The following is a 20,546-nucleotide window of genomic DNA, read 5'->3' on the forward strand; positions in this document are numbered from 1 at the left end:
ACGTACAGCTTTTTGCCTTTAAAACAGCAAAATTATGAACCTCTTGGCCATTCATGGTAAAAATACAAATATCACACTTAAGTTACTGATTTAAATAAGAATAAAAACGTACAGCTTTTCTAGCTTTTTTCCTGACAAGCTAACGCGTTACTTTTGAGGTTATGATTGATCAAAAAGTCTGCAAATAGGCCTTCACAACCAATCAAATTTCTTTCTGCTGATGATAAAAATATATCATCGCCATTTCGCTCGCTTTTCAGCCACTTTGAGCGCATAGTCGCGCTCCATTCAGCAAGTCCATAAGGCTGCCAACCTTGCCTTGCTGGTTAATCCTTTACTTATTGATGACGAGTAACGCAATGAAAATTGGCATTCTATCCCAGAACGAGAACCTGTATTCCACCCGCCGTTTACGCCAGGCCTGTGAAGAGCGAGGCCACGAAGCGGTAATTATCAATGCCCTGCGTTGCTATATGAATATCAACTCGGTACAGCCTTCTATCCATTTTGAAGGGAGTGATTTAACTGGCTTTGATGCCATCATTCCCCGTATAGGCTCGGACATTACTTTCTATGGCTGTTCGGTACTACGTCAGTTTGAAATGATGGATGTGTTTTCGGTCAACCAGTCCATTGCGATTTCCCGTTCACGCGACAAACTGCGCTCGCTGCAGCTTCTTAGCCGCAAAGGGGTCGGCATGCCGATCACCGGCTTTGCCAGCAAGCCTGATGATGTTCCCGACCTGATCAAGATGGTCGGCGGTGCGCCACTGGTGATTAAACTGCTGGAAGGTACCCAGGGTATTGGTGTCGTGCTGGCAGAAACCCAGAAGGCAGCAGAAAGCGTGATCGAAGCGTTCATGGGGCTCAAGGCCAACATCATGGTGCAAGAATTTATTGAAGAGGCCGGTGGTGCCGATATCCGCTGTTTTGTGATTGGCGACAAGGTTATCGCCGCCATGAAACGCCAGGCTGCTGACGGCGAGTTCCGCTCAAACCTGCACCGCGGTGGCAGCGCCACGCTCATCCGGATCAGCCCGGAAGAGCGCAAGACAGCCGTTGCGGCGGCAAAGGCGATGGGACTCAGTGTCGCTGGAGTCGATCTGCTACGCTCCAAGCGTGGCCCCTTGGTCATGGAAGTGAACTCCTCTCCGGGCTTGGAAGGAATCGAAAGCGCGACAGGAAAAGACATTGCCGGCCTGATTGTCGAATACATTGAAAAACATGCAGCCAAAAAAGGACGCCGCCGCTTGCCATTTCAATAGACCAGCACTGAACTCGCTCAGATTGGCAACCTAACCTCCATGTGTTGCCATATAAAACTTAAAGCAGCCTGTTGGCTGCTTTTATCATTTAACCAGGAGAAAAATGCAATGTGGCCTGACATTGCCCCTTTTGCATGGTCGGCACTATTAAAGTGCGGGATCTGCGGCGCACTGATCGGACTCGAGCGCCAATTACGCGGCAAGCCGGTGGGGATCCGTACCTCGACCCTAATCATCGTCGGCACCTATTGTTTTATCACCCTCGGCCGCACGCTGTCTGACAGCAATGCCGATATTGCCCGTGTCATGGCGCAGGTGATCACCGGCATCGGTTTTCTCGGCGCCGGGGTGATGATGAACCGCGACGGCCAAATTCACGGTGTGACGTCAGCTGCTGTGGTATGGATGCTGGCGGCTCTCGGCGTCACCATTGGCCTCGATTACGGCCAAAGTGCGGTGATCATGACCGGGGTAATGATTGCCGTGTTGTTGGGCGTCGACAAGCTAGAAAACAGCCTGCGTTTTTTGCGAAAAGGAGTCCACGCCCATTGGTCTGACCGCCGCCAGCGTAAGCTAAAAAAGGGTAACCCGCCTCAAATACACCCCGAGGAATAACCCACACACCTTTATCGTCGGTGTACAGCAAAGAGCTGAACAAAATCAACCATAAATAAAGATATGCTCTAATTACTAATAAGCTATTGTTTTTAATGGTAAATATATTGTTCAGCTTTTTGAGCTTTTTCCCTTCAAAGCTTGCCGTGATTAAAATGCGACATTACTCTGGATCATGTACAGCTTTTCTTTTCTGAGACAGCTTTTATGTGAGCCAATAGAGCACCTAGATCTAACAACCCCACCTTCGGACGTAAATATCTGAATTTAAACAACAAAAGTGTAGTACAGCTTTTCCAGCTTTTTCTCCGGAGAACCCTGCACAGTCTTTTTATGGCTTTTCCCTTCTCATAATGTCGCACATGATCAGCAAACAGAGCTTTGTTCAACAAAAAGCTGAGTAAAAGTAACGCCGTGAGATAGAGACTCCAAAGTTGACAATAAGCTATTGTTTTAAAACAACAATAATAAGCGTACAGCTTTTTAAGGAAATTTACGGATGAACTGTTCGAGAAAAAAGTAGCCTAAACCGTCAAGGAAGATAGTCGGTACGAAAACATTTTGCCAGGAAGCCGCCGTTTCTTTGCGATATACGACAGACACAAAAAAGCTGGAGACAGAGCTCCAGCTTCCAATCAATCTGCTAGTGCAGAAGGGAGTAATGGTTCAGCTCAAAGCAGCATTGTTCCAATACCGCAAAGAGATGAGCTATTACGGCAATTACATCATGCCGCCCATACCACCCATACCACCCATGCCGCCCATATCAGGCATTGCTGGCGCATCTTTCTGTGGTAGGTCTGTAACCATTGCTTCAGTTGTGATCATCAGGCCTGCAACAGATGCTGCGAACTGAAGAGCTGAACGCGTTACTTTAGTTGGGTCCAGGATACCCATCTCGATCATGTCGCCGTATTCGCCAGTTGCCGCATTGTAACCGTAGTTACCTTCGCCTGCGCGAACGTTGTTAGCAACCACAGATTCTTCGTCGCCTGCGTTCTTGGTGATTTGACGGATTGGTGATTCCATTGCACGTAGTGCAACACGGATACCTACGTTTTGCTCTTCGTTGTCACCTTCAAGGTCTACAACTTTAGAAGCTGCACGGATTAGGGCAACACCACCACCAGCAACCACGCCTTCTTCTACAGCTGCACGCGTTGCGTGTAGTGCATCTTCAACGCGGTCTTTCTTCTCTTTCATTTCAACTTCAGTTGCTGCGCCGACTTTGATAACGGCAACACCGCCAGCTAGCTTAGCGACACGCTCTTGAAGTTTTTCTTTGTCGTAGTCAGAGGTTGCTTCTTCGATCTGCTGACGAATCTGAGCCACACGGCCCTCGATCATCGCTTCTTCACCCATACCATCGATGATAGTCGTAGTTTCTTTGGTGATTGTAATGCGCTTCGCCTGACCCAGGTCTTCAAGCTGAACTTTCTCTAGCTCTAGACCGATTTCTTCAGAAATCACAGTACCCGCTGTCAGTACCGCGATATCTTGTAGCATCGCTTTACGACGGTCACCAAAGCCAGGAGCCTTAACCGCTGCAACTTTCACGATACCACGCATGTTGTTCACAACTAGTGTTGCCAGTGCTTCGCCTTCTACGTCTTCAGCAATGATAAGCAGAGGACGAGATGCCTTCGCAACCGCTTCTAGAGTCGGCAGTAGCTCACGGATGTTAGATACTTTCTTGTCTACAAGCAGGATAAATGGGCTTTCTAGATCAACGCTGCCCGCTTCCTGGTTGTTGATGAAGTAAGGAGACAGGTAACCACGGTCGAACTGCATGCCTTCAACCACGTCTAGCTCATCGTGTAGAGCCTGACCTTCTTCAACCGTGATAACGCCATCACGACCTACTTTTTCCATTGCTTCTGCAATGATGTTACCCACAGTCGCATCAGAGTTCGCAGAGATAGTACCAACCTGTGCAATCGCTTTGGTGTCTGCACATGGAACAGATAGCTCTTTTAGTGACTCAACAGCAGCAGCTACAGCTTTGTCGATACCACGCTTAAGATCCATTGGGTTCATGCCAGCAGCAACAGCTTTCAGGCCTTCGTTCACGATAGACTGTGCAAGAACAGTCGCAGTTGTTGTACCGTCACCTGCAGCATCGTTCGCTTGAGAAGCAACTTCTTTAACCATTTGCGCGCCCATGTTCTGGAACTTGTCTTCCAGCTCAATTTCACGCGCTACAGATACACCATCTTTAGTGATTGTTGGTGCACCGAAAGATTTGTCTAGTACGACGTTACGACCTTTAGGACCCAGTGTTACTTTCACTGCGTCAGCCAGAACGTTAACACCTTCCAGCATTTTAACTCGTGCATCGTTACCAAATTTAACGTCTTTAGCAGCCATGTCAGTCTTCCTTTCTTAATTTTTAATTTGAAGTGATCGGATTATTCAACGATTGCCATGATGTCATTTTCAGACATGATCAGGACTTCTTTACCGTCGATTTTTTCAGATTTAGTGCCGTAGCCTTCTGCAAAAATCACAGTATCACCAACTTTAACGTCCAGCGGCTGAACAGTGCCGTTTTCCAGAATGCGGCCCTTACCTACGGCTAGTACTTTACCGCGCGTAGATTTTTCGGCTGCAGAACCAGTCAGAACGATGCCGCCAGCAGATTTTGATTCAACTTCTTGGCGCTCAACGATAACTCGGTCATGTAAAGGACGAATATTCATCGGTCGTCTCTCCTGAATTTGGTAATATCCATACAATTAATAAAGTCAGGGCGATTTCGCGCTAACTTTTTCTGATACATAAACATGTTGGGTCGTTTTTCTGGATCCCAAGTCCCCGATACCATTTTTTTCAAAAATATCTCTGAGAATTTTTGCCCGATCACACTCTTTGCTTTAGGGTAAGCAGGCATCCCAATACCGAGACCACTATGTCAATTGCGAGAAAGACCGACAAACATGGGTTGTTGTCAGAGCCCATCCCTACAGTCCTGCGCCAATTAACCGTTCCAATGGTATTCGGGATGGTGGCGATCTTGATGTTTAACCTGGTCGATACTTTCTTTATTTCGCTATTGGGAACCGAGGCGCTGGCCGCAGTCAGCTTCACTTTTCCGGTTACGTTTGCCCTCAACTGCATCACCATGGGAGTCAGTGTCGGGATCTCGACCAGCATTGGTCGCCTGCTTGGTGGTGGCAACAGCCATACTGCTGCCCGTTTCGCCAGCCACGGGCTATTGCTGGCTGTCATATTGGTGATTATGGCCTCCGGCCTTGGCCTGCTCACCATTGAGCCGCTGTTTACCCTCATCGGCGCCTCGCCCGAGTTACTGCCGATCATCAACCAGTATATGACGATTTGGTATCTGGCGATCCCCTTGTTGGTGATCCCGATGGCGGGCAACAGTGCGATCCGGGCCACCGGCGATGCCAAAACCCCAGCCAAGATCATGATGCTTGCGGGAGTGATCAACGGTGTACTCGATCCTTTACTGATCTTCGGGTACGGTCCGTTTCCCGAACTGGGTGTCCGCGGCGCAGCGATTGCCAGTGGGATCAGCTGGGCCTTTGCGCTCGTCAACTCCCTCTATATATTAACCAAAAGAGAAAAACTGCTCGCCCGTCCAGACATGTCACGGCTAAGAAAAGATTGGCAACAAATCATGCAAATCGGTACCCCGGCAGGTTTATCAAATGCACTGAACCCGTTATCCGGCGCACTGCTGATGTCACTGCTCGCCGCCCAGGGTACCGCTTCTGTCGCCGCCTATGGCGCGGCCATGCGAATTGAGTCGCTGCTGGTAATAGTGATGATGGCGCTGGGCTCGGCACTGATGCCGTTTATGGCTCAAAACCTCGGTGCCAACAAGCCGCACCGGGCATTTCAGGCTTTGTTTACCGCCATGCGCTTTGCCATTGTGTTCCAACTACTGATTTTTATTATGATGGTGCCGCTCAGCTGGCCGCTGTCCTCGCTGTTTAGCCAAGACAGTGCCGTGCAGGAACAGCTATGGCACTATTTGATTGTCGTACCCGTCAGTTACGGGATGCAGGCCGTGTGCATGTTGCTGATCAGCGCGCTCAATGCCATGCATAAATCCATGCATGCCTTGATATGGAACCTGCTGCGTTTATTTGCCTTCTTGCTGCCAGCCGCTTGGTTAGGCAGTTGGATCAATGGTACCGAGGGGCTGTTTATCGGTATTGCCGCGGCCAATATTCTGAGCGGGATCGGCGCGTACTTATATGCCGTCAGAATGCGCCGCAATGTGTATGGTAATTTGGCCAAACATCATTAAACAGATACCCGTTTTTTCCACTCGGAAAATATGAACAGCATGAACAAAAAAGGCAGCCTCAGGCTGCCTTTTTGCTATTCAACTTGTTGCGTTTTATTGAGAGCATCACTTAATGAAGACGGGGATTATTATCGTTGTCTTTATCTTCGTCCTTACGCTCAAACTCACCATCAAACACGTCACCATTGGAAGGTCGCTGACTAAACGAATCTGAGTCATGATGCTCAAACGGACTTTGACCATTGAAGCCCTGTCCACCACCAAAACCAGCACTGAAGCCGGAGCCGGAAGCCATTCCCTGAACCTTGACTCGGCTCATCAGCTGCTTGGCCAGCATCGCCCGCGGTGCCGGAAGCAGTACCAACATGCCCAGCGCATCCGTCATAAAACCAGGTGTTAGTAGTAACACGCCGGAAACAGCTAACATCACCCCTTCCACAATCTGTTGTGCCGGCAGTTCGCCTTTCTGCAAGCGGCTTTGCACCGACATCAAGGTCGCAATCCCCTGGCTACGAACTAACGACGCTCCGACTATGGCGGTTACAAGAACCAATGCAATTGTTGGCCACATGCCAAGAAAGCCCCCTACCTGAACAAACAGGGCGATCTCTACAATCGGCACAACAATAAACAGAAACAGTAAAACAGAAAACACGACTCACCCCTTTGTGGTTGTTATCTGGCATGAACAGTTCAGTACTTCATAATTAAAACTTCAGCAGAAGTCGTCACCATTCTTTCTATAGTCTATATATTGGGAACGAAGCGGTATTTTTCAACCACCAGGGCGTACGATAACCTGTAAGAATTGATTACAACAACCCATAATGACAACCCATACACAACCTTCACATTTTGTCATATTTGATCATTTCTCAACACAAACTGAGCGGTGATTATTAACAGTAAGTGTGAGCTGGATCGCGTTTTTGTGCAAATGTTTTCAGTCAAATTAAAAAAGTGATCTGGGATATGTTTTTACCACTAAAGGGGAGTATTATCAGCTTCAGACAATAGGTGTCAGGTACGATCATCTAGCCAAAATCTCTGCAGAACGGATTCTAAATTTCAGAATTGGCTCAACATTTGAATTTTATTAGCAGATTCCACTAAGGCTACATCATGTCTCAGATGATTGATCTAGAAAAAAATGAAGCAACTCTAAACGTTGCAACCCGTATCGAAGAAGATCTTCTTGGCGATCGCCACGTCCCAGCTGACGCATACTGGGGTATTCACACTCTTCGTGCTGTTGAAAACTTCAACATTTCCCAAACCACTATTTCTGACGTACCAGAGTTTGTTCGCGGTATGGTTTTCACCAAGAAAGCTGCTGCAATGGCGAACAAAGAGCTGGGTGTAATCCCATCTGATGTTGGCGAATACATTATTAAAGCGTGTGATGAGATCCTTGAAACAGGTAAGTGCATGGATCAGTTCCCATCAGACGTTTACCAGGGTGGTGCCGGTACTTCAGTTAACATGAACACCAACGAAGTAATTGCAAACCTTGCTCTTGAGCTTATGGGCAAAGAAAAAGGTGAGTATGACATCGTTAACCCTAACGACCACGTAAACAAGAGCCAGTCAACAAACTGTGCTTACCCAACAGGCTTCCGTGTTGCTGTATACAACAGCATCATGAACATGGTTGAAGCGCTTGAGTACCTTAAAGGTGCATTCGACGCGAAGGACAAAGAATTCGCAGACGTGCTAAAAATGGGTCGTACTCAGCTGCAAGACGCAGTTCCAATGACTGTAGGTCAAGAATTCCACGCATTCGGCGTACTAATCAAAGAAGAGATCAAGAACCTTCGCCACACAGCTCAGCTTCTTCTTGAAGTTAACCTGGGTGCAACGGCGATCGGTACTGGTCTGAACGCGGCAACGGGTTACCAGGAGCTAGCCGTTCAGCGTCTTGCTGAAGTAACAGGTCTTCCATGTGTTCCTGCAGAAGACTTGATTGAAGCAACGTCTGACTGTGGTGCATACGTTATGATCCACGGTGCTCTTAAGCGTACAGCCGTTAAGCTATCTAAGATTTGTAACGACCTACGTCTACTATCTTCAGGTCCTCGTGCTGGTCTTAACGAACTTAACCTACCTGAAATGCAGGCTGGTTCTTCTATCATGCCAGCTAAAGTAAACCCAGTAATCCCAGAAGTGGTAAACCAGGTTTGCTTCAAAGTGATCGGTAACGACACAACTATTACTTTTGCAGCAGAAGCGGGTCAGCTTCAGCTAAACGTAATGGAACCAGTTATCGGCCAGGCACTGTTCGAATCTATCGACCTGCTGAAAAATGCGTCTATCAACCTACGCGACAAGTGTATTGAAGGCATCACGGTAAACAAAGAAGTATGTGAACACTTCGTGTTCAACTCTATCGGTATCGTGACCTATCTGAACCCGTTCATTGGCCACCACGAAGGTGACATCGTCGGTAAGATCTGTGCTGAAACAGGCAAGAGCGTACGTGACGTAGTGCTAGAGCGTGGTCTTCTGACTGAAGAGCAGCTAGATGACATCTTCTCAGTTCAGAACTTGATGCACCCAGAATATAAAGCGAAGCGTTACAACTAATAAACGCAAAGCGATAAAACCCGGCGGATTTTCAGGATGAGGATCCGCCACTTTTTGCTACAGATTCCCCCTTTTATTTTTTTAACTTTAAAGACAGGACAATCTAATGATTGGTGTAGAACTCTTTGTCGTTCTCGCGTTTATCTATTTAGGCGCACGTATCGGCGGTATTGGTATTGGTTTTGCTGGCGGTGCCGGCGTATTGGTACTTTCCCTTATTCTAGGTATGGATGCAGGTAATATTCCTGTAGATGTAATCCTGATTATCATGTCAGTAATTACTGCTATCGCAGCCATGCAGGTTGCCGGCGGTATGGACTGGCTTGTTGACTTGGCAGAAAAGTTTCTGCGTAAAAACCCTAAGCGCATCACCTTCTATGCGCCGGTGGTAACTTACTTCATGACACTACTTGCTGGTACCGGTCATACCGCGTTCTCTACTCTGCCAGTTATCGCTGAAGTAGCCAAAGAGCAAGGCGTTCGTCCTTCTCGCCCACTTTCTATTGCAGTTGTGGCATCACAAATTGCAATTACCGCATCGCCTATCTCCGCAGCGGTTGTATTCTTCTCTGGCATTCTTGAACCGCTCGGAGTGGGCTACCTAACCCTACTGGCAATCTGTATCCCAACCACGTTTGTGGCTTGTATGGTAGGTGCCTTTGCTTCTAACTTCCTAGGCTGTGAGCTAAAAGACGACGCTGTTTACCAAGACCGTCTGGCTAAAGGTCTTATCAAGATCCAAGGCGCAACCAAGCGTGAAATCTTACCTACAGCGAAAACAGCAACTTATATCTTTATTATTGCAATCATCGCAGTAGTTGCTTACGCAACCATGATTTCTAGCGCCGTAGGCCTAATCGAAGATCCTGCTCTTGGCCGTAACGATGCCATCATGGTGTTCATGCTGACAGCAGCAATGGCTATTGTCACTTTCACTAAAATCGATGCATCTAAGATTGCCAACGCGGCAACGTTCAAGTCTGGTATGAGTGCGTGTGTCTGCGTACTGGGTGTAGCATGGCTAGGTGATACATTCGTATCTGGCCACATCACTGAAATCAAAGAGTTTGCCGGTGAAGTACTTGAGCAGTACCCTTGGATGCTTGCAGTAACTCTATTCTTTGCTTCTATGCTGCTTTACTCTCAGGGGGCAACAACAACAGCCCTAATGCCTGCAGCACTAGCAATTGGCGTAGCACCACTAACAGCTGTCGCTTCTTTCGCAGCCGTAAGTGCACTGTTCGTACTACCAACTTACCCAACGCTGCTTGCTGCGGTTGAGATGGATGACACAGGCTCTACCCGTATTGGTAACCTAGTGTTCAACCACCCATTCTTCATTCCGGGTGTTGTAACTATCACAACCTCTGTTGCTCTGGGCTTCCTTGTTGGCGGTATCTTCCTGTAACAGCACTAGCTAGACACTAAATTACAAAGGCTACCTTCGGGTGGCCTTTTGTTTTATGGGTACTGGGTACTGGGTACTGGGTACTGGGTACTGCAGGCAGTTTGTAACAGTCAAAATGTGGATGTAAAGCTCTGCTCTTCCCTAGAACCTGTTCTTCCAAGGGCCTAGGCCATGCTCTACTTATAAACCAAGTGAGCAATCACTAACAAAGCTTATGCACTAAGAGTTATAACGATAAATCTGGTTACTTTTTTTCAGGAAAGAGTGAAAGAATTGGAGCATTAAGAAAGGTAAAATGAAGAATTTATTGTCTCCGCCTCATCCCGAGGCGAAGACAGTGAACAGATACGGATTCCAACGTATTTGTTCAGCCCGGCTACATCGTCAATCCCAACGATCTATCCGGAATCATGTCTCAATTTGCTACAGATCAGGCTTAAGACAGGAAAGCCTGTCCAACTATAGTAGTGATTGAGCGAGCTAGGCGATAGAGGTAAAAGCGTTATGCAGCGATGCAAAAATGGTATGAAGTTAGACGACCTACGCACTCTGATTGCGATTGCTCAACAAGGAAGTTTCAGAGCCGCAGCCAGTGCGCTAGATATTCCCCCGGCGACCCTGAGCCGCCGGTTACAACGGCTGGAGGATACCCTTGGCAGCCAACTGGTGATCCGCGACAGCCGCAATGTATCACTGACACCCTTGGGACAAAGTTATTTTGAGCGTTGTCAGCCTCTGATTGCGGAGCTCGAAACCACAACCACCGAGCTCCAGGACAGTAGCCACAGTAATCCACGCGGCGCCCTGAGGGTTTCTGCACCGGTCGGCCTGCTCACCTACCAGCTGATGCCGCTGTTTAACCAGTTTCTGGCCCAGTATCCGGAAGTCACGCTATCGCTGAACCATCTGTCAAACCAGCACCACGACTATAGCCCGGAACAATACGATGTGGTGTTTCGGGTCGGACAGCAGCCGGATTCCAGCTTCGCCGCCGCCAAAATCGGGGAATCGCAGCGAATACTGGTTGCCTCCCCGCACTATCTGGCCAGCCACGGCACCCCGGAACACCCGCAAGATCTGAATCATCATGCCCGCCTGGCCAGCGTACCAGAGTTTGAGTGGGCACTTACCGACAAATGCTGCCCTACACAGCCGGAGACTATCTGGATCAACTCACCGGTCAGAATGGCGATCGCCGATCTCAACAGTATCAAGCAAGCGGCTATCAACGGACTGGGTATTGCCAGCCTGCCCAACTATGTCGTGGCCGATGCCTGCCAGCAGGGGCAGCTTACTACCATGATGGACAACTGGTACTCGCCGCCACGACCAATCTACATGTTGTATCAGCGCCTTGGCTATGTCCCGGCCCATATCCACTGTTTCACTGATTTTATGCGTAACGCCCTCGCGAGCGCGTGCTAACATTTCAAACTTCGACTTATAATTCAAACCGATAGAACACCAAAAGCTATCATTCGTTTTGATACTCTTCTCAGTAATGAAGGGAGATTGGGTAGCAAATGAAACCAAACGCTGAATAACACGGTCTGAGGGAGTATAGTAATCATTCCAAACGGAATAGCTATCTGGCTTTTTGGTGGTTCCAAGGAGCAGACAATCTTCCGTTTGGGCTAAACCCTTTCTGCATTTACAGGGATTCCCTGCGGACGAGCCAGATCAGAATGATAAAATTACAACTAAGCCACGGGATTTCCCGTTTTCTCGCCCTTGTTGCGCTAAGCGGTATGTTACTGACCAGCATAGTCAGCCAGCCTGTCCGGGCCGAGTTCTCCCTACCGGGATTTTCCAGCAACAGCACCAACCAATTTGTCACCGTCGATGAAGCCTTCCCGTTTAACTTCAGCCAGCAGGGTGATGTGGTTTACCTCGACTGGCAAGTCAAACCCGGCTACTACCTCTATCAGCACCAACTGTCTGTTACCTCCGACAATGCCAGTTTAGGGCCGATCAATATTCCCGCGGGCCAGCCTTACAAGGATGAATTCTTCGGTGACGTCTATATCTATACCGATCCGCTGACCGTCAGTGTACCGGTGGTCGAGGCCACAGAGAACTCGATGCTAACCGTCCGTTACCAGGGCTGTGCCAAAGCCGGGTTCTGTTATCCGCCGGAAATCCGTCAGGTACCGCTATCAGCCGTTGTTGCAGCCTCGAGCACAACGCCACCAGCTGCGACTGAGAGTAGTAATAGCCAAGAAATAAACGGTGAAAACTCGCAAGTAAGCACTAACATACAAACCTCACTGACTAGCACCTCGCCGGCTTCTCAGCAGGATCAGCTGGCCAGTGATCTCGCCGACCAATGGTGGACGCCACTGGTCTTCCTGGCACTCGGTATCGGACTGGCATTCACTCCGTGCGTACTGCCGATGTACCCTATCCTTACCGGGATTGTGCTGGGCAACGGCCAACTCAGCCATGGCCGAACATTCCGCCTGTCGTTTACCTATGTACAGGGGATGGCACTGACCTATACCCTACTGGGGCTGATTGTGGCTTCCGCCGGAATGCAGTTTCAGGCCGCCTTGCAGCACCCGTATGTGTTGATCGGCCTCAGCGTCATGTTTGCGCTGTTGGCACTGTCGATGTTTGGTGCCTATACCCTGCAACTACCAAGTAGTGCCCAGACCTGGCTCAGTAAACTGAGCAACAAACAGGAGGGCGGCAATACCGGCGGTGTATTTGCGATGGGGGCTATTTCCGGTCTGGTTTGCTCTCCTTGCACCACCGCACCGCTCTCCGGTGCCCTGATCTATGTGGCGCAGAGCGGTGACTTGCTAACCGGAGCCGTTGCCTTGTATGCGCTGGCGATTGGTATGGGGATCCCGCTTATCCTGGCGGCAATGTTCGGTAATAAGCTGCTGCCTAAAGCCGGTAACTGGATGAACCATGTCAAAGTCTTCTTTGGCTTTATCCTGCTGGCCGTGCCGGTGTTCCTGCTTGAACGTATCCTGCCGCACGACCTGATTCCATACCTATGGTCGCTACTGGGGCTCGCCGCATTTGGTTGGTTGTACCACGTAAAAAACACCCTCGTCGTATCGTGGCGCAGCAGTACGCTGGCTGTCATTGCGATTATCGGCCTGTTTGTCTCCGCTCAGCCGCTGTACCAGTCTCTGAGTGGCAGTTCACCGGCAAAAGTCCAGGAACAAGTCACGGTAGAGTTTGAGCGCGTAAGCACCATTGATGATCTAAACCTGGCACTGGCTGAAGCCAAAGCCCAGGGCAAGCCGGTCATGCTGGATTTCTATGCCGACTGGTGTGTGGCCTGTAAGGAGTTTGAAAAATACACCTTCCACGATCCGGCGGTAGCACCGAAGCTACAGCAGTTCGTCCTGCTGCAAGCTGATGTCACCAAAAGCTCACCGGCAGACATCGAATTGCTGAAGGAAATGGATGTGCTCGGATTGCCGACCCTGGACTTCTGGGATAGTCAGGGCAACCGCAACAACAGTGCGCGACTGACAGGCTTTATGGAGGCGACGCCTTTTCTCAATCATCTGGATAACCACCAGCTACTCAGATAATTGATTATTCCCTATGAAAAAGAGCACCCAAGGGTGCTCTTTTTCATTCCGACCGATAGCAACCAGGCCATTATCGATGGCTATTTTGCGGCTCATAGCGGGCAATAACATCGGCCTGTTCGCAATCCTCGTCCTGCTCATACTCTTGTCGTAATTCATTAATAGCATCGTGCATGCACTTACGCATTTTATTGACACTATAGTTCGGCGCCCACTCCATGACTGAAATCATCACACTGATCGGCTGATCAAGATCGGCCTTCACCAGATTGTCACAGCAACGGTGCACATGCCTTTGCACCCGCTTCGCCACAACGTCAGCACCACTCAAGTCGGTATCAGGTAGCAAAATAGCAAACTCTTCACTGCCTACCCGGGCAATAAAGTCACGGGGACGATACACACTACGCCGAAGTCCCTTGGTCACACGATTTAACAACAGTTCATATGCTTGATGACCACATGTCATGGTGTATAAGCGTAATGGTTCGACGCTCACGATTACCAAAGTTAGCTCGCTGTGATGACGACGAGCCGCCATGATCTCCCGATCGAGCATCAACTCAAAATGCTTGTTGTTTTGCAGTCCGGTAACCGGATCCACCAAGGCCACAGAGGCAAGTTCAAGGCGCAAACGCTGCTCTTCAAACTCATGACATACCGAAGCATGAAACCAATGATATAGACATTCACGAACCACAATCACAATCACTAATCGACTTGCGACACTCAACACAGTGATCGCCTCATGAGTGAGATCCAAATACATGCCGGAGAATAAGAACGAGCAGAACACTGGTCCGATCGCCAGATACATCGCGGGACGATAGCTGAAAAATGCCACTACCGAGAGAAAAATAAACAGATCGCTGTAAACGTAAAAAGAGGAAAAGTGAGAGTAATGAATGAGTAGCGGAAACAAGACCGCCCAGCAACTTCCCAGCAAACCGGCCAGTACCAAAGAGGCTGTCTGCCATCTGACTTTAATTGGTATAACTTGCACCACCAGCCACAAGACGAATGCCACAAGCCCCAGTACCGCAATCCCTCCACTAAAAAGGGATTTCACATAACTGGACACCGTAGGCTCTAACCAGAACAGCTCAGCGATAACCAAGCCCAACAGCAACACAGAGGTTACAATGATCAGCTTCCAGCCTTGCTCCTGACGCATAAATTGCTGCAGTTCAAAATAGTCTTGCCCAGTAGCCCATGTCTCGATGCGCCGAATCATTCCCTATCCCATCATTGATATATTCCATAGCCTAAAAGCGACCATGTTAATCAATCCCTTAATAAACGATCTGCCATTGTCCGACTTGTATCACAAGAGCCGATCCAGTTCAGATCTTGAGTGTTAACAAATTGATCTACTCTATAAGCAGTGATAGCGTTATTAAAAACAATCAGAAATGGCTGCCATGGACGCTCAGTACACTATTGTTATTGCCGATGATCACCCGCTATTCCGCAATGCCCTGTTTCAGTCGGTGCATATGGCAATTAGCGGTGCCAATTTGCTGGAAGCAGATTCGCTAGATACCCTACTCGCCCTGCTGGAAAAAGAGCCGGATGTTGACCTGCTACTGCTGGATCTGAAGATGCCCGGAGCCAATGGCATGTCCGGTCTGATCCAGCTGCGCAACCAATATCCCGACCTCCCGGTGGTGGTGATTTCAGCCAGTGAAGAACCCAATATCATTCGTCAGGTCCGTAGTCACGGCGCATTTGGTTTTATCCCAAAATCCAGTGACATGCGGGCGCTGATCAGTGCCCTTAACCAGGTACTCGACGGCGAACCGTTCTTTCCCGAAGGGCTCGGTGACGATGACGACGAAATCAACGAACTGGCCGAACGTATTGCCACCCTTACCCCACAGCAATACAAGGTTCTGTGTATGCTGTCAGATGGGTTGCTCAACAAACAGATTGCCTATGAGCTCAATGTGTCGGAAGCCACTATCAAAGCCCATATGACCGCGATTTTCCGCAAGCTTGGCGTCAAAAACCGTACCCAGGCTGTGATCCTGCTACAGCAAATGGATCTTACTCCGTAACCGTTTCCCAACCTTCCAAAAAAGTTGGAACATCAAGTTAGACTTTCGGCTAACTTAACACTTGTGTAACACACTCAATTCTCAGCCCAGCTCACAAAATCGCCGTTTTAGCGGCGATTTTGTCGTTTCTGTCTCGACTAAAGTTGCACTGTTTCCTTGCCAGAACGTTGCTATTGTCATTACGTAACATTTCATTAACGCGAATTATAACGACGTGAAAGGAGATGATAATGGCGTTTGAATCCAAGGAGCACGCTCAGGCGTACTGGAAAGAGAACCTTGCAACGATGGGCTCCCTACTGGCCATCTGGTTCCTCGTATCTTATGGCGCTGGCATATTATTTGTCGATGCCCTCAACAGCTTCCAACTGGGCGGCTTTAAATTGGGATTCTGGTTCTCGCAACAGGGCTCAATTTATACCTTTGTTGCCCTGATTTTTGTCTATGTAGTGCGTATGAACGCGCTCGACCGTAAGTTCAACGTACAAGAAGACTAAGAGGTTATTCATGGATATCCAAACCTGGACGTTTATTTTAGTAGGTATAACCTTTGCGGTTTATATCGGCATCGCAATCTGGGCCCGTGCCGGCTCAACCAGTGAATTCTATGTAGCTGGCGGCGGTGTCCACCCGGTAGCAAATGGTATGGCAACCGCCGCTGACTGGATGTCAGCTGCATCTTTCATCTCCATGGCCGGTATTATCTCGTTCGTCGGTTATGACGGCGGGGTTTACCTGATGGGCTGGACCGGCGGCTATGTCCTGCTTGCCCTCTGTCTTGCTCCTTACCTGCGTAAATTTGGCCAGTTCACCGTGCCGGATTTCATCGGTGAGCGTTACTACTCCAAAACTGCACGTATGGTTGCCGTCTTTTGTGCCATCTTCGTTTCGTTTACCTACGTTGCAGGTCAGATGCGTGGGGTTGGCGTCGTCTTCGCCCGCTTCCTCGAAGTTGATATCAATATGGGTATCATCATTGGTATGGGAATTGTGTTCTTCTATGCGGTCTTAGGCGGTATGAAGGGGATCACCTACACTCAGGTTGCCCAGTTCTGCGTCCTGATCTTCGCCTTCCTGGTACCGGCTATCTTTACCTCTATCATGATGACGGGCAACCCGCTGCCGCAAATCGGTATGGGCTCGACGCTAACAGGTTCGGAAACCTATGTGCTGGATAAACTCGACGGGTTAACCACAGAATTAGGCTTTACCGCCTACACCGACGGTTCGAAGAGTATGGTTGACGTATTCTTCATCTGTGCCGCACTCATGGTGGGCACGGCTGGTCTGCCACACGTAATCATCCGCTTCTTCACCGTACCGCGTGTTAAAGATGCACGTATCTCTGCGGGTTGGGCGCTACTGTTCATTTCTATGCTATACACTACAGCACCTGCCGTTGCCGCCTTTGCCCGTGTCAACATGATTGAAACCATCAATGGTCCGGAAAACCAAGGTGTCGCGGCTGCAGAAGCACCAAGCTGGGTTACCAACTGGGAAAAAACTGGTCTGGTTAAGTGGGAAGACAAGAACGGCGATGGCAAGATGTTCTACTCGGGCGATGACCGCAACGAGATGAAGATCAACCGTGACATCATTGTACTGGCAAGTCCTGAGCTGGCGAAACTACCGAACTGGGTGGTTGCCCTGCTGGCTGCTGGTGGATTGGCTGCCGCACTATCAACCGCAGCAGGTCTGCTACTAGTGATCTCGACTTCGATTTCCCATGACTTGCTGAAGAAAGGCTTCAAGCCGAATATGACCGACAAACAAGAACTGCTTGCCGCCCGAGTGGGTGCTGCTGTGGCGATTGTCGGTGCCGGTTACCTGGGTATCAACCCTCCAGGCTTTGTCGCCCAGGTTGTTGCCTTTGCCTTCGGACTGGCAGCGGCCTCCTTCTTCCCGGCCATTATCCTGGGTATCTTCTACAAGAAGATGAACAAGGAAGGAGCCATTGCAGGGATGCTGGCAGGTATCGTATTTACCGCGTCTTACATCATCTACTTCAAGTTCATCAACCCGGCGGCAAGTACGCCTGACAACTGGTTCTTCGGTATCAGCCCTGAAGGGATCGGTACGCTGGGTATGTGTCTGAACTTTGTTGTCTCGATTGTTGTGAACAAGTTCACCGCCGAAGTACCGACAGAAGTACAGGATATGGTTGAATCTATCCGTTATCCAAAAGGCGCCGGTGCCGCACACGATCACTAATACTGCCTGAAAAGTCAGTGGCTAGAAAACAAAAACGGAGCATCATGCTCCGTTTTTCTTGTTCGGTTTGGTATTACCATAAACCTTTCTTTTTGACCTTCTGCATATTGGCAATGGTCGTCGTCAGATCTGGCACCTCCTCAACAGGAGTCGAACCCGTCGAATCGGCTGCGGAAGTCAGCGACAGGTTTTTGATAAGCTGGCTTTGCGCCTTGATCAGGGCTTTTAGTTCCGCAATCTCGCGCTTGTGATTATTGGCTCGAATCTCTTCGGTCAGGGTCTGCTGCAGCTCGGTCATATCAGGAATTACTGGCTCACTGCTAGGCTCTGTCACCTCGGGAGCGGTAACCTCAGGAGTTGTACCTTCAGAAGCGGTGACCTCGGCAGGCTGAACTGCATTAGCCGATACTGATTCGGCCAGTTCAGAGCAAAGACTAATCAGTGTTTGGCGGGTTTCGACCAGCTCCTGCTGAATATTCTGCTGTCTCTGTAGCAACTCATTTTCACGCTCTGATGACTCGGTGCATAAATTCACCAATGTCTGTCGTGTTTCAGCCAGCTCCTGCTGGGTTTTCTGCTGGCTTAGTAGCAGCTCGTTTTCACGCTGAGATGATTGACTGACATGACGCAAATTATCCTCGCTCGCTTGGCGCAAATCATCACGCAACGACTGGATCTCATTAAATAGCGGCGTCATATCAACCGCGGCCTTGATCGCATCAATATCCTGGCGGGAAATATCCGGCGCCTGACCAGAAGCCATCGGGATCGCTAGGCCACACGCATCAAAATGCTGTTTCAGCGTCGCCATTTTGATGGAGTCATCACCAAGAGACGTTGCCAGCCCGGCACTCAGTGCCGGACTAAGCAAATGCAGGAACATCCCTGACAGGTAGATGTTTTTATGCATGTGCAGGCTGTTATGCAGGTCGAGCCCTGCATCCGGGTTATCGAGCATATCTTTTCGCTCGTTAACCCATTTCTGCATAATGCCGACCGCATAGCGGTCGGACAATGAGTTGACAGGATTTAGATAAATCGAGTAGTTAACTCGCTTTAACTGGCTACTACTCATCTTCTACCTCAATGAGAGTTTCGCGCTCGATATGAACATCGTCTTCTTCGGTATTGTACAGGCACAATTCACGTGCCAGCGCCGACTGGGCATCCTTGATCAGCACCACGCGATCACCCAACGTTTCATAGGCCGCCATGATTGCCGGATAGACTAACGGAGCGCCGCCACCGACCAGGTAAACACGGTTCGGGTTTTTGGCAAATTTCTTCGCTTCATAGGCAACCGCATTACCCAGCTCTTCAATCTTGATATCAATCTTTTCCAAGATGCTGTCGAGCTTAGATTCATCATTGACAACATCTTTAACGAACTCCAGATCATTACGACGTTTGATCAGCTCGTTGGCAACCAGGTAGCTAGAGTCACTGTCGGCAGAAGCCAGTGCCTTGCGCGCGGCATCCGTCACCATTGACACGCCGATTTCATTGTTACCATAGATCGCTGACACGTCATCAAACTCACCAACCACGATCCCCATATCCAGGGTCGTACCGCCACAGTCAACCACCAGCGAGCGGGTGAATTCATTGCAGTTTGAATTGATTAGCGTCGACATCACGGCCGGCAGACTTTCAGGCATCACTTCAACATCAGCAATCTCGAACACTTCACCTTTGTTCAGGCTGATTTCGCGCATTAGGTTCTGACGCTTTTTGGCAATTTTCTCTTCGTTGCGCTGACAGTCTTCAGAGTTATAGAACTCAGTAATTGGCAGAGTAACCACTAGGGTAACCGGACATGGTTTCAGCCCAGTCTGTAGCAGTGCATGGTGAACAGCCAACAAGTTCAGATCATCATACTGATAATCGACATGCGTCGTTTCCAGTGCTTTATCCGATGTCGCATCGTACGTGTACTTGGTGGTACCAATGGTGTAGTTATATACCTTCTTATCGCGTCGTAGTGCAGCACTCTTCCAGTCTTTACGGAAAGAGTTCGGTGATACAATCGTTTTCAACTGGTTGTTCTCAATCCAGCTAACCTTTACATTCGTTGAACCATCATCAACCGCAATTTTAAACGCAGATACCGTCATAACTTTCACTCACAATAACTATTAAGAATTAGCAACGATATTTATTAAAGTAGCCTCAAAAAATATCGAACTAAAACAATCAAATAAAAACAACCAACTAAAAAGCAATGCAACCTGTTTTATTTACTGAAAAACAAAACAAATATTATAAAACGTCGCAAGCCAGCCATAAGATATAAATATCTTTCATTTTTAACTGCAGCAAATATACATCACTATGTATAACTCAGTTCCCTTTAGCGCTTTCCCAAAGGACCGCTGAGAGTACGCCAGAGCGCAGCATTATCTTGCAGCTAGCACCGAGAAACAATGGTTATCTACGCGCTACCTGCTATAAGTTTCGATTAAAACACCCACCCACTCATGACTGAAATTCTCACCAAATATTATGAATTTCAAAAATCACAACAATAAGAATTGGTTACCAATAGTGGGTGGCTATTTAAATTTTTCGGAACAAAATCCG

The 20,546-nt window shown here is 48.8% G+C and carries 17 protein-coding genes; 10 read left to right on the forward strand and 7 right to left on the reverse strand.

The window, feature by feature from the left end; genetic code table 11:
• Positions 1 to 119 precede the first annotated feature (119 nt).
• Positions 120 to 275, reverse strand: a complete 156-nt coding sequence (locus MD588_RS17920; RefSeq protein WP_265698919.1) for a hypothetical protein — start codon at positions 273 to 275, stop codon at positions 120 to 122.
• A gap of 84 nt (positions 276 to 359) precedes the next feature.
• Here MD588_RS17920 and rimK point away from each other — a divergent pair, with 84 nt between their 5' ends.
• A complete protein-coding gene (gene rimK / locus MD588_RS17925; RefSeq protein ID WP_265698921.1) occupies positions 360 to 1,265 on the forward strand; it encodes a 30S ribosomal protein S6--L-glutamate ligase in 906 nt (301 codons plus the stop codon).
• Between the two features lie 108 nt (positions 1,266 to 1,373).
• Positions 1,374 to 1,880, forward strand: coding sequence for an MgtC/SapB family protein (locus tag MD588_RS17930; protein WP_265698922.1), 507 nt, complete (start codon positions 1,374 to 1,376; stop codon positions 1,878 to 1,880).
• A 720-nt stretch (positions 1,881 to 2,600) separates the two neighbouring features.
• Here the strand turns inward: MD588_RS17930 and groL are convergent.
• Together groL and MD588_RS17940 are read right to left on the reverse strand one after the other, a co-directional pair.
• Positions 2,601 to 4,247, reverse strand: a complete 1,647-nt coding sequence (gene groL / locus MD588_RS17935; protein WP_265698924.1) for a chaperonin GroEL — start codon at positions 4,245 to 4,247, stop codon at positions 2,601 to 2,603.
• Positions 4,248 to 4,288: 41 nt separating this feature from the next.
• Entirely contained in the window at positions 4,289 to 4,579 is a 291-nt protein-coding gene (locus tag MD588_RS17940) for a co-chaperone GroES (protein WP_265698925.1), read from the reverse strand.
• A gap of 209 nt (positions 4,580 to 4,788) precedes the next feature.
• Between MD588_RS17940 and MD588_RS17945 the strand changes: the two genes are divergently transcribed.
• Positions 4,789 to 6,156 (forward strand): MATE family efflux transporter, encoded by a 1,368-nt coding sequence (locus MD588_RS17945; protein WP_265698926.1) that lies wholly within the window; start codon positions 4,789 to 4,791, stop codon positions 6,154 to 6,156.
• A 109-nt stretch (positions 6,157 to 6,265) separates the two neighbouring features.
• Here MD588_RS17945 and MD588_RS17950 read toward each other — a convergent pair whose 3' ends face one another.
• Positions 6,266 to 6,811, reverse strand: coding sequence for an FxsA family protein (locus MD588_RS17950; RefSeq protein ID WP_265698927.1), 546 nt, complete (start codon positions 6,809 to 6,811; stop codon positions 6,266 to 6,268).
• Positions 6,812 to 7,278: 467 nt separating this feature from the next.
• Here MD588_RS17950 and aspA point away from each other — a divergent pair, with 467 nt between their 5' ends.
• From aspA to MD588_RS17970, 4 genes are all read left to right on the forward strand, one after another.
• Entirely contained in the window at positions 7,279 to 8,739 is a 1,461-nt protein-coding gene (gene aspA, locus MD588_RS17955; RefSeq protein ID WP_265698928.1) for an aspartate ammonia-lyase, read from the forward strand.
• A gap of 106 nt (positions 8,740 to 8,845) precedes the next feature.
• A complete protein-coding gene (locus MD588_RS17960) occupies positions 8,846 to 10,147 on the forward strand; it encodes an anaerobic C4-dicarboxylate transporter (RefSeq protein WP_265698929.1) in 1,302 nt (433 codons plus the stop codon).
• Positions 10,148 to 10,651: 504 nt separating this feature from the next.
• Positions 10,652 to 11,572, forward strand: a complete 921-nt coding sequence (locus tag MD588_RS17965) for a LysR family transcriptional regulator (RefSeq protein WP_265698931.1) — start codon at positions 10,652 to 10,654, stop codon at positions 11,570 to 11,572.
• 260 nt (positions 11,573 to 11,832) lie between these two features.
• Complete coding sequence (locus MD588_RS17970) at positions 11,833 to 13,698, forward strand: protein-disulfide reductase DsbD (RefSeq protein WP_265698933.1); 1,866 nt, start codon at positions 11,833 to 11,835, stop codon at positions 13,696 to 13,698.
• A gap of 70 nt (positions 13,699 to 13,768) precedes the next feature.
• On the opposite strand, the gene MD588_RS17975 is transcribed toward MD588_RS17970, so the two are convergent.
• Positions 13,769 to 14,932, reverse strand: a complete 1,164-nt coding sequence (locus tag MD588_RS17975) for a membrane-associated sensor domain-containing protein (RefSeq protein WP_265698934.1) — start codon at positions 14,930 to 14,932, stop codon at positions 13,769 to 13,771.
• 187 nt (positions 14,933 to 15,119) lie between these two features.
• Here MD588_RS17975 and MD588_RS17980 point away from each other — a divergent pair, with 187 nt between their 5' ends.
• From MD588_RS17980 to MD588_RS17990, 3 genes are all read left to right on the forward strand, one after another.
• Positions 15,120 to 15,755: a response regulator transcription factor gene (locus MD588_RS17980; protein WP_265699049.1), complete on the forward strand. Its 636-nt coding sequence runs from the start codon at positions 15,120 to 15,122 to the stop codon at positions 15,753 to 15,755.
• Positions 15,756 to 15,985: 230 nt separating this feature from the next.
• Positions 15,986 to 16,252: a DUF4212 domain-containing protein gene (locus tag MD588_RS17985; protein ID WP_265698935.1), complete on the forward strand. Its 267-nt coding sequence runs from the start codon at positions 15,986 to 15,988 to the stop codon at positions 16,250 to 16,252.
• A gap of 10 nt (positions 16,253 to 16,262) precedes the next feature.
• On the forward strand, positions 16,263 to 17,966 hold the full coding sequence (locus MD588_RS17990; RefSeq protein ID WP_265698936.1) for a sodium:solute symporter family protein: 1,704 nt from the start codon (positions 16,263 to 16,265) through the stop codon (positions 17,964 to 17,966).
• 73 nt (positions 17,967 to 18,039) lie between these two features.
• Here MD588_RS17990 and MD588_RS17995 read toward each other — a convergent pair whose 3' ends face one another.
• Positions 18,040 to 19,041 carry a hypothetical protein gene (locus tag MD588_RS17995; RefSeq protein WP_265698937.1) on the reverse strand — a complete coding sequence of 334 codons (1,002 nt, stop codon included), beginning with the start codon at positions 19,039 to 19,041 and terminating at the stop codon, positions 18,040 to 18,042.
• Positions 19,034 to 20,080, reverse strand: a complete 1,047-nt coding sequence (parM, locus tag MD588_RS18000; protein WP_265698938.1) for a plasmid segregation protein ParM domain-containing protein — start codon at positions 20,078 to 20,080, stop codon at positions 19,034 to 19,036. The genes MD588_RS17995 and parM overlap by 8 nt, the downstream gene beginning before the upstream one ends.
• Positions 20,081 to 20,546: the final 466 nt, after the last annotated feature.

The organism is Photobacterium obscurum (genome assembly GCF_026191635.1).
Classification (GTDB): Bacteria; Pseudomonadota; Gammaproteobacteria; order Enterobacterales; family Vibrionaceae; genus Photobacterium; species Photobacterium obscurum.